This is a genomic window from Ralstonia sp. Ralssp135, assembly GCF_047304345.1.
Classification (GTDB): Bacteria; Pseudomonadota; Gammaproteobacteria; order Burkholderiales; family Burkholderiaceae; genus Ralstonia; species Ralstonia chuxiongensis.
Genome location: NZ_JBGLYZ010000013.1, coordinates 97,927 through 111,378, shown reverse-complemented (window position 1 = coordinate 111,378; position 13,452 = coordinate 97,927). Strand labels below are relative to the sequence as shown.

Below are 13,452 nucleotides of genomic sequence, written 5' to 3'. Positions count from 1 at the left end.
ACGGTGTACACCGCCATGATCACGGCGGTGACGCGCTGCGCGAGGAAGTCCTTCAGGCCGTAGTGCGCGCCGACAACCAGGCGCTTGGGACCGATATTGTTATTTGCCATCATTCGACTCCTCAGAACAGGCCGAACAGCTTGGCGCCGAACACGACGGTCAGCAGCAGGCTGACGATCAGCACGCTCACAGCCGACTTGGAGGCCGAGGCCTTGTCGATGCCGATATGCAGATCGAGGATCAGGTAACGGATGCCGGCGCAGAAGTGGTGCAGGTATGCCCAGATGAGGGCAAGGACGACAACCTTGGCAAAGCCGTTGGACAGAAGCGCCGTGAACTTGGCGAAACTGATTTCCGACGTGAGACTTTGCTCGAACAAGTACAGCACGAACGGAAGAAGAAGGAACATCAGCGCACCGCTGGCACGGTGCAAGATGGACACCTTACCGGCCCAGGGCAAGCGGTAACGGGCAATGTCGCCCAAACCGATGTTCCTGTAGATGACGGTTCCACTCTCTGAATTGATTGCCACGTGGCCCTCCGAACAGACTCCAGACACAGATGAAGTTGATGAACTTGGCGCAAAGCTCGTCTTTGTGGGGTAACGATCTTCAGCGCTCACCCCGAGCTTGCAAGACCGGTAAGCATGAGCGACGCCACCGCTACGAAGGTCAATAGACTGCGCAACCGGAAGTACCAGACCGGTATTGCCCCCCAACGTAAAAAAACGGCATCCGTCAGCCAGCAGGCTGCCAGCACCAGCGCCATCCTGACGAGCGCGGTGCGGGGCTCGCCACTGATGGTTGCGCCCCACGCTGCGAGCGATGGCACAACGCTCCAGGTAAGCTGCAAGGCATGCCTGCGCGTGGCGTTTGCCTCGCCAAGTACGAGCCCCCAGTGCACCGCACCTACAAACGATGTAATGCACGCCGCGTACACCACCAGCGAATGCTGGTATTCGCTGCTCCCCGAGGCGTCCCGCAGGCAAAGCCACGCCAACGCGATAAACGGGACGAGGCCGCCGATGCCGAGCAGGACAGCCAGGCCGCGCAAATCTTTCGGCTGCGTACTCATGACTTGGTTGGTACGAGTAGTCGCCCTTGGCCGCCATCCACGCCGATCTGCTGGCCGGTGATCCAAGAGGCTGCAGGACTGAGCAGGAATTCCGCGAGCGCCGCGGTGTCCTCGCCTTTTCCGAGCCGGCCCATCGGGTTCGTTTTTGCGAGTCGCTCCGCAACTGCTGGAGCGCTTGTCAGGCGAGAAGACATTGCTGACGTGGTCAGCCCCGGATGAATGCAATTGACGCGGATATTGCGGTCCGCATACGTTGCCGCTGCCGACTGCGCCAGCGCTCCGACGGCAGCTTTCGCGCTGGCGATTGCTTCATGATTCGGGAAGCCGGCAGTGGCGGCAACCGAGCCGATCAAGACCGCGCTTGCGTGCACTCTGTGGCGAACAGCCTGCTGTACAAACAGACGCAACACATTCCACGCCGAGAAAAAATTGGCGTCGAATGCCTGCTTGAGTTCGTCCTCCGAAGTCAGATGCAGCGGCTTGATGATGATCGAGCCGACGCAGTGCGCGAGGCCTTCCGGCGCGCCAAACTGAGCGACACCGGCCTCGACTGCAAGCTGAGCGCTATTCCGATCCGTAACATCGGCTGGACATATCAGTGTCGGGGCCGACTTGAGCGAGCCAGCAAGCTCTTCCAGCTTGCTCCCGTCTCGTGCAGTCAGCACAAGCGGAATGCCTGCGCTGTTCAATCGTCGAGCGAGAGCAGCGCCTACAGCGCCGCTAGCTCCGGTAATCCAAACAAATCCCATGATGACTTCCTGACGTGTGCCCAACTGAACAGCAAAGGCGCAGGGGCAGGGGTCTTTGGAAATATCGCTTGAAGCTGCTCATGGTCACCGTTGCGTTGCGTTGCGTGGTGTGTCGGAGCGGTTTAGCGCTCAGCCGCGTTGAGCAAGTCTTCTTGACGGACGATTTCGGCAAGCGCGGTCTCAAGCAGTTGTACCGCCCGGTTTGCGACGTTCCCGAGCCGGCGGTGCAACAGGGCGTCACGTGCCGAGCGGTATATGCACTCATCGCTGTAGCGTTGGAACGCGCTGAGCTGGCTCACGAGTTCAGCCAAATGCCGCGGGCATTCGCACTGAATCGCTGAGGCGTGCCCGGCTAGTGCGGCGAGTGCCTTGTCGTCGAAGCGGCGGGCCGAGCGCCTGCGAGTGTCGGCATTCAATATGTCTGCCTGGCGGAGCGCCGTAGCCCAATCGACAAGCTCTGCGACGAGCGGTTCCGGTTTGGCTTCAGCGTCGGATTGTCGGATGACGCGTATGCCGCCCAGGCCCGCGCGCTCGGTCGCGCGCGCTGACGCCTCTGAGCAGATCACGCTGACGGCTTTCGCGTGCACCGCTTCGGCCAGTGCCGCAATGCGTGAAATCGTTTCTTCCTGAAGCCAATGAACAGAGGCTAGCAGTGCATCTGCCCTCATACCTGTGCGTGCACTTCGAATTGCCTCTTCAAGCGATCTGGGGTGCCCGCAGACACGCATGTGGGAGCAAGCGCAATTGGCGATGTCAAATGACACCGGGCCTACGATCAGAAGCGAAATGGGCTCAACGTGGGTCGCTTGAACGACGCCAGATGATTCCACTAGCGCTTTCAGAGATTCCGCATTCAAGCTCGCCACGGCACTGATTGGGTGCCCACGATCAACAAGGCCTCTGATCAGGCGCAGGCGTTCTATGTCTTCCTCTGTGTAGAGGCGTTGGCCCGAAGCGCTCTTCGGCGGCGAGACTACAGCGTATCTGCGCTCCCAAATGCGCAGCGTGGATGCCGGCATCCGAGCCAGTTTTGCTGCTTCGCCGCTTCGGTAATGCCTGGGGGCTAATGACTTGTAGAGCCTTTTCACGAGTCCTCCTCATCACCCTTGTAGGGTAATGCCCCGTTACAACGGCGAACAGCGCATTTCTCTACAGCCAACCACAATGCCCGTTGATGAGTCGGAAATGCATCAATATCCATGCTCCCGTCGTCGCGCGCTGAGAGGAACTGCTCGAACATTCAACCTGGTGATTGCGCTCGCGCTTCCTCTTTCATGAATCGGGATACTGATTCAGACGCTCACGCGATTTGGCTGCACTGTGTAGAGACTATCTTGGTCCGAGCTGCCAGAAGGAAGTCCCCCCGGCGGTCTGACGTGGTTGTCTCACGCCGCACTCAGCCCGGTCGGTTGCCACTTGCCATCGGTGTAGCGTTGAAGCTCGTTGTGTCCGAACCGCCAGAGGTGAAGCCAACCGTTTCTGACAAGTTGCCGGACGACGATGTGGTTTTCAATTACCCGGTCAATGGCTTCCTGTGGCGCGTCCACCAGAACAGTCAGCCGAAGCGGCTCATGGACCCAACGCTCTCCGTCATGAAGCGACTGCCGGGATAGGCCGATTCGCAAATCGCCTCCATTGCCTTCAAATACCCCGATTGAGCTGCCGACGACGTTATGCAGGAGTTTGTTGCCGCTCCCCAGATGTTGCGGATCACATGTTGACGCGTGATATTGCCAGTTGATCCAGTGGGTCACGAGCATGGGCGCCGTCAGCAATTGATCGAGCAGGCTACCGTCGGGATCGGTGCGGTGGTCGTAATCATGTAAGAACACGCGTCCGTCGAGCACCGCACTTTGGGTCCGATAACGCGGAGCGATCACGAATGCCGCATTGCCGGCCAGCCCCCATTCCGGTCGCGTCTGTGCGCCGTCGTTGGCGCGCCGCAGGAGCTTGGTCAAGAGTTGATCATGCGGCAAACGTGCATCGACACCCAGCTTGGGCGCACGCTCGCGTCTGACCTGGTCGCAAGCGTGTTTCATTGCGTCTTCAAAGCATGCCCAGCGCTCAAGCGCGGATTCGGGCAACAGATCGAGGTCGAAGGCTTCGATCTCGTCGGTTGTCGTGTTATGCAGCGCCGCCACAAATTGCACGCGTGCAGGAATGTCGACGCCCAAGTTGACTAGCTCGGCGCGCACCTTCGGGTCATTGAGGAGCAGGGCCAAGGTGCGGGCATTGACCTCACCGCTCTGGCCACAGCATGCGCCGCAATCCAAAGATGCCGAATGCGCATTGTTGTTCGACTGGCTGCCATGACCGACGAGCACCACTAGCGGGGCCAGATTGTGAGCCAGCCCCATGGCGCGGAGCACGCGCGCCGCCAGGTCAGCTTTTTCACGTGGAGACTGCGATAGCAGTGCGGGTCTGCATACCTTCTTGTACCGGGAGGGCAATCCTGCCAAGTCTGCACGCGCGCGCCGCTGCGTCGACGGACGGACCCACCGCCACAGCGCGCCGGCGTAGCCAACGCCTGCAATCTCGACAAACGAGAACGCACCGCTGGGCCAGCGACTGGATTGATTCAACTGTGCGGCAACCCCGAGACGGGTGCGCCGTGCGCGTGTGACCGTACCGTCAGCAGAGGGTCCGTCTTGGCCTGTACTGAGGTGGACACTGTCTGTCACCTCCATCGAGGGCGACAGTAAGCCGGGTAGTTGCGGGCGCCGTGCCCCTGTTCCGAGCGGCGTATAGGCGATGGGTATCCCGAAGAATCCCGCAAAGCCCACCGTCTGGACCGCCGGCCAGACGGCCTCCAAAGAACGCCGCAAGGGTTCGCTGCGGACGTCAATGCAAAACGCTGCTTGTACTTCAATCTCGGAGGGCTCAGGCGCCACGCAGGACGCTCCTACACGATGCGCTAGCTGGCGCTGGTACCCGGCTTCCAGGGCGTACTGCCAAACCTCGTCGATCAGCAAAGCGTCCTCGGCCTCTGCAAGCGTTGAAGCTGCGCGGCGCCAGGCATTGCGAAGGGTTGAAATGGCGGTCTTCGTGCTGTAGTCGTCATGACACTTCTGCAGAACGGCGCCCCAGGCAAGCCGGATGGCTAGCAACTCACGCAGGTTTGGATCTTCCTTTCCGCTCTGATGGGCTTGCCACCCAAGGTAGGCGCACCAAGATGCCCAGCCATTCACCGTGAGCAATACGGCTTCCAGATAATCTGGCCAGACATCGCTGGGCAGATCCAATTGCTCCAGCGCCCAGTGCTCCGCGTCCCGGAACGTAGGCGGCAACTCCGCCAGATGCTGATCAAGATGCGGAATGCCCATCAGCAAGCCAATGCCGCGATCGTGCCGCAACGTGTCGCGCCAGAAGGCATACAGCCCATCGTTTTTCTGGATTGCCCAGTCCGACTGATTCTCGTCGAAGTAAGCGGCGCAACTTTGGCTAACCTGGTGCGTGATGGCCTCGCGCCAAGAAAGCCTCGTATGGCGCAATGGATCGGTGTCAAGTATGTCGATCAGCAACGGCAAACGTGGCGCTGACCAATCGGTGTTGATGGCATTCAGACATTGCGAAGCCGTCAGACCGGACACGTTGGCGGCGGGCAAGGCCGCAAGCGCATATTCGACGTCGTCTTTGGTGATGCGGCCAGATTGCCATGCTTGGCGCAGGCTTGGGCGGCTGGGAAACACCTGGATGCCCCCAAGCACTGCCATCCGAGCTGCCACCTGGCGAACAGGCATGCTCACCCGGCCCCAATGAGGATTGACCGCAATTGCCCGATCTAACGGCCATGCCGGCGCGATCGCTGCGCATGCTTGTTTGCAGGCGGCTTCCATCTGCTCCAGCCGCGCAGCGTCCGTGTACTTTTCGGCTTCAAGGTTGACGCAGGCTGCGTTATGTTCCGACGTCGGGCCGGGATTGGTGGAGGAGGCAATACCGTTGTTCATGTGAACCTCTTTGAGCAGCATTTACTGGTTTGCATTCGCCTTGGCGGCCCGGGCTACTGCGAGTGGGAAGACATCCGAGCGACTTGGCGTCCATTTGGTCGGCCAGGAGCGCAACGCCAGACGGGTGTAGAACTCATCCAAGTAAAGGCCCGCATAACAGGCACGGCGCAGAGAAGCCAAAGCGTGGGGAGATGTCTGCAACGCCACCAAGACGCAATGCATGGCAGCCATACCGAGCAACGCTGCAATGCCGCCACCTGTGTCGGCGTGGTCCGCTATGCCAGTTGGCAAGAGGTGGAGGACGATTGCTGCGCCCATGAGACCCGCAATACTGATCAGGCTTGCGACAAGTCGGGCCAGCAGCATTGCAGTGGTGGAGCCTTCCTTGACGGATGGCAGCCAGAGCATTGGCGCCCACGCAAGCGCCAGAATGCCGCTCCACCACCAAGGCCAGGGAATCTGATCCGCCAGCGCATGAAGAAGGACGACGATGCCGATTGCGATGGCGGGGGCTGCGTACAAACTCAAGCGCGAGCGCGTTTCATGGCCAAGGAGCTGTTCCACGCGAAGCCGATCGACCACCGAGGACGCGGAGAGAAATGCGTGCGCCTTGTAAAGCGAATGGCCGAGGAGGTGAAGCGCTGCCAGTGTGTACAGGCCCAATCCACACTCCATCACCATGAACCCCATCTGCGCCACCGTGGACCAGGCCAGCCGGACCTTAATGCTGATCCGGGTAAGCATGATCAACCCGCCCATGACCGCCGTGGTCAGCCCGACCGTGATCAGCAGCCAGCGAGCCGGCGCGCTCGGGCTGAGCAGAGGGGCAAATCGGATCAGCACATAGCCGCCCAGGTTCACTACACCCGCATGCAGCAACGCCGATACGGGCGTCGGAGCCTCCATGACCTGGATGAGCCATCCGTGCACGGGCAGCAAAGCTGTTCTCAAGATCACACTGACGGCGACGCAGACCGCGCTGACCTGAAGGCTGGCGGATATCCCTTCGCGCGCAATGTGAAGCCATAACTGCGACAGAGAACCGCTGCCCACCTCGTGCCAGGCAATCGCTGCTGCCGTAACCAGGAAGACATCTGCCAACCGGTCTGCCAAGCGCTTTTTGTGCGCGGCAAGCATTGCGAATGGTCGGTCGGGATAAAAGCACAGCAAACGCTGCAACGCGACGCCGATCGTCGCCCAGGCCGCGATCAACACCACCCAATGGTCTGCGAGCAGCAGCAGGTGCACAGATGCCAACACCCCGGCAAGCGCGCCGAGATAGCTGCGTTGCCCTTGCTCGCCTTGCAGGTACCGCGCAGAGAACGCGCCGATGCAGGTGCCCAGCAGTTGGACAAGCACGGCCATCCAACCGCCGATCAGGGACAGGTGCAGCCAAGGCGAGAGGACGGAGTTGCCAAGAGGCTCGCCGGAACTCCAAGTCGCCCAGGCCAAAGAGAATATGGCAGCACACAAGGAGATCGCCGACAGCGCGATAAAGCCGTGCCAAAGTGTCGGCGTACTCGCGCGGGCGGACCGAGGAAGGAGGGCGGCCACCCCCATCAAACCTGCCGGCAGGAGTGTCGAAACAGCCGTAAGAACGTGAACGATGTCCATAGGAAGCGCTGGCGAAAATTCGTGTGCCCGCATCTTCTCCCCTGGAAATCATTCTGTAAAATTCAATGATCAGAACGATTTGATATATAAAACAGAATGATCAGGCTGGAGCAGCTTAACTTCCATCACTTGTTCTACTTTTGGCGCGTGGCCAAGTTGGGACACCTCACGCGCGCCGCCCGCGAGTTGCACACCTCCCAGTCGGCGCTTTCCGCTCAGATCCGCCAGTTGGAAGAAAGACTTGGCGATGCCCTATTCAGCCGGGAAGGACGCAGCCTGGTGCTGACCGAGACCGGCCAGGTCGTGCTGTCCTACGCTGAAGACATTTTCGGGCTCGGCCAGGAGATGCTCGGAAGATTGGTTGGCCGAAGCGAGGGAATGACGCGACTTCGCGTTGGAAGCGTGGCGACCCTCTCAAGAAACTATCAGGAGAACTGGATCAAGCCGCTCTTGGCCGACCCCGAAGTGCTACTCACCCTGGAATCCGGGGTTCTCGAAGACTTGCTCGGCCGGCTGGTCGAACACCAACTTGACGTGGTGCTCGCCAATGAAAGCGTGCCCACCAATCCGGACCGCCCGCTTCACTGTCAGTATCTTGGGAGTCAATCCATTTCCCTGGTAGGGCCAGCAGCAATCTGGAAAGGTCGAACCCTGCACATCCCAGAAGATCTTGATGGGCTTGAGATTGCGTTACCTGGGCCGCGCCACGCGCTTAGAACGCAGTTCGACGCTCTGTGCGCGTCAATGGGTGTGGTCCCCCGATTGCGGGCGGAGATAGACGACATGGCCATGCTGCGTCTGATTGCACGTGACAGCGGCTGGTTGGCTGTGTTGCCCGAAGTTGTCGTTCAAGATGAGTTGCGAGCGGGAATCCTGGTGACTGTAGGGCAGTCCACGCAATTACAGGAACGCTTCTACGCCATCACCACAATACGCAGACATAGGCTTGAGGCGCTCGAGCGATTGCTGTCTCAGCCGGTCTAGGCAGACGCCGGACAGAGCCTCAAAACTGCAGTGGTATGAGGTTGCCGCACATGGATGGAAAGCTTGTTAAGCCGTGTGGCGATCCAGGCCATCGCCGGTTGCTGTCGGACGCGTTCAAGTTCTTGGCGGGTTCCGACTGGCACGACGCCGAACGGCTGCGGCGAGTACACAACGTCTGCATCGCGGGGTTAGGCTGATTCACGCACGGTTGGCTTGGATCAAAGAACCGACGGACGTACCGGCGGCATAGTCGGCGCCGTGTCCACGGTATCCGTAAGGAGCCCCCCATGAATGCTCCCGACAATGTCCCAAGCGTTACCCGGCATAGCCTGCTTGAGGATGTGCTCGCCATCGTTACCGGTACGCTGTTCGTGTCGCTCGGCATCACACTGTTCAAGCAGGGCGGTCTGCTGTCAGGCGGGACGGCCGGCGTGGCCTTCCTGATTCACTACGCCACATCGCTGCCCTTTGGCGTGGTGTTCTTCACCATCAATCTGCCGTTCTATTACCTGGCAGTGCGGCACATGGGATGGCGCTTCACGCTCAAGACGTTTTGTGCAGTGGCGCTGGTGTCGTGGCTGAGCGAGGTGCACGCGCATTTCGTACAGCTGGGATCGCTCAATCCGCTGTATGCGGGTGTCATTGGCGGCACGTTGATGGGCGTGGGCTTTATCGTCCTGTTTCGGCACCAGGCCAGCTTGGGCGGCGTCAACATCGTCGCGCTGTATCTGCAGGACAAGTACGGCATTCGCGCTGGCAAGCTGCAGATGGCGGTGGATGTGGGCATCGTGTTGGCCTCGCTGGTCGTGGTCAGCCCGATGGCACTTGCGGCCTCGCTGGTCGGGGCGGTCGCGCTCAACCTCAGCATTGCGTTGAACCATCGGCCCGGTCGCTACCTGGCCGCGCAGCCTGCCAGCACTGCCCACGAGCATGTGGGCAGCAACGGCTCGCCGGGTTCCTCAATGGCTTAGCAAGGCTGCGGTGCGTTGCGTCGAGCATAGACTGCCTACGTCACCAGCACGCACCGCATGTAGGCGGCGATGCAGCAGTGCAGCGCAGTGTTGACCGAGCCCGTCAGCTCCAGCGAGATGCCGAAGCTCTTCGGGATGAAAAACCCGCCATGCGCGCTGATGATGGGGCGTAAAGCCCAGCACGGCAGCTGATTCCTTGCGTGCATCCTGCGCAGGCTGGCGTTGCGCCGCTTCTGGCTGCACCCGCTTTGATCCGTAAAAATAAAGTCGGTCGGAAAGGGGATTCCTAATCCATTGATTTATAAAGGGTCGTGGCGCTCAAAAAAAGGGCAACAAGTCTGTCGAGCCCCCTCAATTTGGCTTCGTGGCCCGTGCGAAATTTAGCAATAGTCTGTCGAGGCCAAGCGTGACAAGCATTTGCCGGGAAGCGCGATTGAGAAAGTGCCCCCGTCGCGCTCTGATCGTTTACCGCCACCAGGAGTATCCGAAGTGGGGCAAGAAGTCCCCTCACACAGTTCTCGGACCGAACCGGGCATTCGACTGTGCTGGCAGGATCGTCGACAATCGACGCCAGTACTTCATTGAGAAAGGGTGCGTCCGGCGCAGGACGTGAGGAACTCTATGGCGTTGATTATTGGCGATGGTTGGGATGAGTTTCGCAAGAAGATCGCTGAAGCCACCGTTGTAGTACCCAACTGGCATGTCGGAAGTGACAGCTGGATCGAACATATATTGAAGGGGCTTTGGTCGCAGTTTGTCGTACTGCGTGGGGAGGTCACAATCGATGCGATCCGAACTACCGCTGAGACACGCACCAACTATGAAGAGTGGCGCACGCGCCTAATCTCTCTGAACCCCGGAGCGTCCGATCTAGAGATTGATGAAGAAGCGAAACGGCGATCAGGTACAGCTTCGCGCGGGTGAGGTTGCTGCCCGTGACCGCCGGTCTGGCACTGTGCACGGTTCTTGCACTCGCAGTGGCAAACTTTCATGTCCTCACCGGTGCCAGCAAAGGCATCTCGGCAGCACTGCTTTGTCTTGTACCGGTATCGGCGGCGATAGGGTGGATCGTGGCGAATCGACTCTGCACCCGGGACCCGGTCCGTTTCTCTTCATTAGGGCAAGACAGGCTCTAGCATGCTGGCACGAGGCTAGCTGAGACCGGACCGATCAACGCCGACTTTAATTTGCAGCGAAGCTATCGTGCGTTGACCATTCTTGAATACGATCCAGATGAACGGCGAGGTGGTCGGCACCCGGAGCAACTGGTACCCAGTAGAAGAACGGAAAACCGAAGCGCGCAGGGGCCTCCTATTTGTAGAGCGGCGCTCACAGCAGGCCGGTGAAGGCCTGTCGCCCCTGCGGATTTTGGATAGGGTGATGACGACTAAACAGCGGCTGTTAAAACGAATGCTTCACGCCTGCCATCACCCCGAGCTGATTGCCGCCAGGAGTGGGGTTGCTCGTTCCTCCACTGCCGCCGGCACTAACGGACAGATTCGACTGACCACCGTTATCGATGTACCCGCCGGTGAGATACACCGACGTCCGCTTTGAGAATGCGTAGGTACCCCGGATGGCACCTAGCCACGCTTTGTTGGCACTGTTGTTGAAGTGCAGATAGTAGACCTGCCCTGCAAGGTTGAATGCGGGTGTGATGTCGTAGGAGGCACCTGCGTAGTACAACTGGCTGTGTGATGGCGTGCCACCTCCGTTGTTGCGGAGCGAAGCGCCGATACCCACCTTTGCTTTGTCGAACAATGCGTAAGCTCCGAGGAGCAGACGATCGTCCTTGAGTTTGCTACTGGTGAGGCCGGCCGCTGCGCCGGGGCCACCTCGCAGCGAGTCGTACGCGGTTGAGATGCCCCAGGTGCCGGCTTCGTACATCAGCAAGGCCGACCACTCGCGGCACGCGCGGCTGTCCGATGCCAGTTCGCCGGCACAGTTGGTGCCGGCCGGGTTGGCACCGGCATTGACCGTATCCCGGCCAAAGCTATACGTGGCGCCCACGGTGAACCCGCCGAACTTGCCCTTGTAAGCGATGGCATTGTCGGCACGCGCATTCGGGCGATAGCTGTCCAACGCGTTACCGCCATAGACGTTGGGTCCAAGGATGTCCGAGTCGAGAATCGCCCAGAACAGCATGGTGTTCTGCCGACCAAACGTGACCTCGCCCCACGGCCCGATGAGCCCCATGTTTGCTTGCCGGCCGAACAGCCGTCCGCCCTGATTGGAGACGCCGGAGTCCGGCGCAAAGCCGGATTCAAGCGTGAAGACGGCATGCAGACCGCCGCCCAGGTCTTCTTTGCCGCGCACCCCCCACCGCGACGGAACGGTGCCTGTGAGGTTTGGCATGCGCACCAGCCCGCTTTTCGTGGCCCCAACGTTGTTGACGTATTCGACGCCGGTATCCACCAGGCCGTAGAGCGTGACGGACTGTGCGGCGGCCATCATCGGGGCGGCTGCACCGATACTCATGCCGATCAGCCAGGACGTGGTTTTCATGGTGAGGTCTCCTCTGTGTTGTACCCGCGCGTGGCACCGCGACGGGTTTTGTATGGTTTTTTGGGGTGCGCTCCGCCAAGAGGCGGCCGCGCATGGCGACCCCTTTTTGGGCAATGCAGGATGGAAGGCGGAAGGATGGCGCGCGGCGGCGCCTCGATACCTAGGGCGAGATGTCTTCGAGCGCCCGGTTGGTGGTCTCGATCATGCGCATGGCCGCCAGCAGGCCGATGACGTTCACCAGCGCGAACATGAGGAACACTGAGGCGATGCCGTAGCCAGCGAGAACCACACCGACGATCGCCGGTGCAGCAGCCGATGCGGCACGCAACCATGATGTCGCCAGCCCCGTGCCGATGGCACGCATACGGGTTGGATAGATTTCAGGCGTGTACAGATACAGCAGGACGGTGGTCGTGCCCATTACAGCGTAGGCAGAGGACGCCAGGATCATCACGGACAGCGCACTGCCGGCACCGATCGCCGCCAGTGCCGCCAGCAAGGCCCCACTGATCAGGAAGCACGCCATGGCCCAGCGCCGACGACCGACGCGATCCACCAGGAGGGCGCACACCAGCACGGCACAGGTGCTAAGTACGTTCGACACCGACGCCATATGCAGAGATTCCTGCAGCGGCAAGTGATACACAGTCTTGTACAGGCTCGGAAGCCAATTATTGATGCCGTTGGCAACAAAGTAAGAGCTCGCCCACAGCAGCCACACGACAAGAGTTCGGCCCCGGTATAGAGGCGAGAACAGTTCCTTCCACGAGCCCTTGCGACGTGTGCGAATGCCATCGAGCAGCGTGGCGACTCGCGTGTCGATTTCGGTGCTGTCGCGTTGCGGGTCGAGATTGCGTCGGGGCGTGCTGGCTTCAATGTCCCGGATCACCTGTTCTGCTTCGTCATAGCGACCCTTGCCGATCAGCCAGCGCGGCGACTCCGGCAAGCGCATGATCAGCAGCGCCACGAGGATGCCCGGAATGCCCCCAACCAGAAACATGTATTCCCAGCCAAAGCGCGGGACAAGGAACGCGCCAACCTGGGCCGCCGCCAGCAGCCCCAGCGGAAAGATCAGTTCGTACAGGATGAAGAAGCGTCCGCGCCCGTGCGCTTGCGACAGCTCGTTGATGTAGGTCGCCGCCACCGGCACTTCACCACCAACACCGATGCCCTGCAGGAACCGGCATAGAAACAGCATCTGAAAGTTTCCGGCAAACGCGCACACCACACTCATAGCCGACATCAGCCCGACCGTGATAGTGGCGCTCCGCACCCGGCCCAGACGCTCAGCCAGCCAGCCGAACAGCAGCGCGCCGATCACCTGGCCAAGATAACCGGCGGCGATCAGCACGCCGATCTCGCCTGGTGAGAGATGCCAAAGTCCCACGAGCACCGGCATGACGAAGGCCAGCGAGAGCGCGTCAAAGGCGTCGAACAGCGTGGCGCTGCCCATGATGATGCGGGCCTTCGTGTGCCAGCGACTGAAGGGGACGTTCTCGATACGGAAGAGGAGCTGTGCGGCGCGCGCGCCGGAATCGGCTGACGCGGTGTGCGCGGTCTCCTGCACGCCGTGGTGTGCCATGGCGGGCGTGGTGATGGTCATGTTGT

The 13,452-nt window shown here is 60.5% G+C and carries 11 protein-coding genes and 2 pseudogenes; 3 read left to right on the top strand and 10 right to left on the bottom strand.

Annotated elements, in window-relative coordinates:
* The 7 genes and pseudogenes from ACCD03_RS11895 to ACCD03_RS11865 form a co-directional block, all read right to left on the bottom strand.
* Positions 1–113: pseudogene (locus ACCD03_RS11895) on the bottom strand (succinate dehydrogenase, hydrophobic membrane anchor protein); the annotation flags it as partial.
* Positions 114–121: 8 nt separating this feature from the next.
* Positions 122–532 (bottom strand): succinate dehydrogenase, cytochrome b556 subunit, encoded by a 411-nt coding sequence (gene sdhC, locus ACCD03_RS11890; protein WP_413411685.1) that lies wholly within the window; start codon positions 530–532, stop codon positions 122–124.
* 86 nt (positions 533–618) lie between these two features.
* Positions 619–1,074 carry a DUF3429 domain-containing protein gene (locus ACCD03_RS11885; RefSeq protein ID WP_253542408.1) on the bottom strand — a complete coding sequence of 152 codons (456 nt, stop codon included), beginning with the start codon at positions 1,072–1,074 and terminating at the stop codon, positions 619–621.
* A complete protein-coding gene (locus tag ACCD03_RS11880) occupies positions 1,071–1,847 on the bottom strand; it encodes an SDR family NAD(P)-dependent oxidoreductase (protein ID WP_413411684.1) in 777 nt (258 codons plus the stop codon). The genes ACCD03_RS11885 and ACCD03_RS11880 overlap by 4 nt, the downstream gene beginning before the upstream one ends.
* Positions 1,848–1,945: 98 nt before the next feature.
* Positions 1,946–2,911: a MerR family transcriptional regulator gene (locus ACCD03_RS11875; RefSeq protein WP_413411683.1), complete on the bottom strand. Its 966-nt coding sequence runs from the start codon at positions 2,909–2,911 to the stop codon at positions 1,946–1,948.
* A 297-nt stretch (positions 2,912–3,208) separates the two neighbouring features.
* The gene (locus ACCD03_RS11870) at positions 3,209–5,791 is read right to left on the bottom strand and encodes a YbcC family protein (RefSeq protein ID WP_413411682.1); all 2,583 of its coding nucleotides are present in this window, start codon (positions 5,789–5,791) and stop codon (positions 3,209–3,211) included.
* The gene (locus ACCD03_RS11865; protein ID WP_413411681.1) at positions 5,792–7,384 is read right to left on the bottom strand and encodes an NADH-quinone oxidoreductase subunit L; all 1,593 of its coding nucleotides are present in this window, start codon (positions 7,382–7,384) and stop codon (positions 5,792–5,794) included.
* A gap of 99 nt (positions 7,385–7,483) precedes the next feature.
* On the opposite strand from ACCD03_RS11865, the gene ACCD03_RS11860 reads away from it, so the two are divergent.
* Both ACCD03_RS11860 and ACCD03_RS11855 read left to right on the top strand, forming a co-directional pair.
* A complete protein-coding gene (locus ACCD03_RS11860; protein WP_045206584.1) occupies positions 7,484–8,368 on the top strand; it encodes a LysR family transcriptional regulator in 885 nt (294 codons plus the stop codon).
* A 287-nt stretch (positions 8,369–8,655) separates the two neighbouring features.
* On the top strand, positions 8,656–9,339 hold the full coding sequence (locus tag ACCD03_RS11855; RefSeq protein ID WP_316677988.1) for a YitT family protein: 684 nt from the start codon (positions 8,656–8,658) through the stop codon (positions 9,337–9,339).
* Between the two features lie 35 nt (positions 9,340–9,374).
* Here the strand turns inward: ACCD03_RS11855 and ACCD03_RS11850 are convergent.
* Positions 9,375–9,573 (bottom strand): annotated as a pseudogene (locus tag ACCD03_RS11850) (nitrate/nitrite transporter); the annotation flags it as partial.
* 387 nt (positions 9,574–9,960) lie between these two features.
* Here ACCD03_RS11850 and ACCD03_RS11845 point away from each other — a divergent pair.
* Complete coding sequence (locus ACCD03_RS11845; RefSeq protein ID WP_413411679.1) at positions 9,961–10,263, top strand: hypothetical protein; 303 nt, start codon at positions 9,961–9,963, stop codon at positions 10,261–10,263.
* Positions 10,264–10,740: 477 nt separating this feature from the next.
* Here the strand turns inward: ACCD03_RS11845 and ACCD03_RS11840 are convergent, their stop codons facing one another.
* Positions 10,741–11,844, bottom strand: coding sequence for a porin (locus ACCD03_RS11840; protein WP_413411678.1), 1,104 nt, complete (start codon positions 11,842–11,844; stop codon positions 10,741–10,743).
* Between the two features lie 160 nt (positions 11,845–12,004).
* On the bottom strand, positions 12,005–13,426 hold the full coding sequence (locus ACCD03_RS11835; RefSeq protein ID WP_413411686.1) for an MFS transporter: 1,422 nt from the start codon (positions 13,424–13,426) through the stop codon (positions 12,005–12,007).
* Between the last annotated feature and the right edge of the window lie 26 nt (positions 13,427–13,452).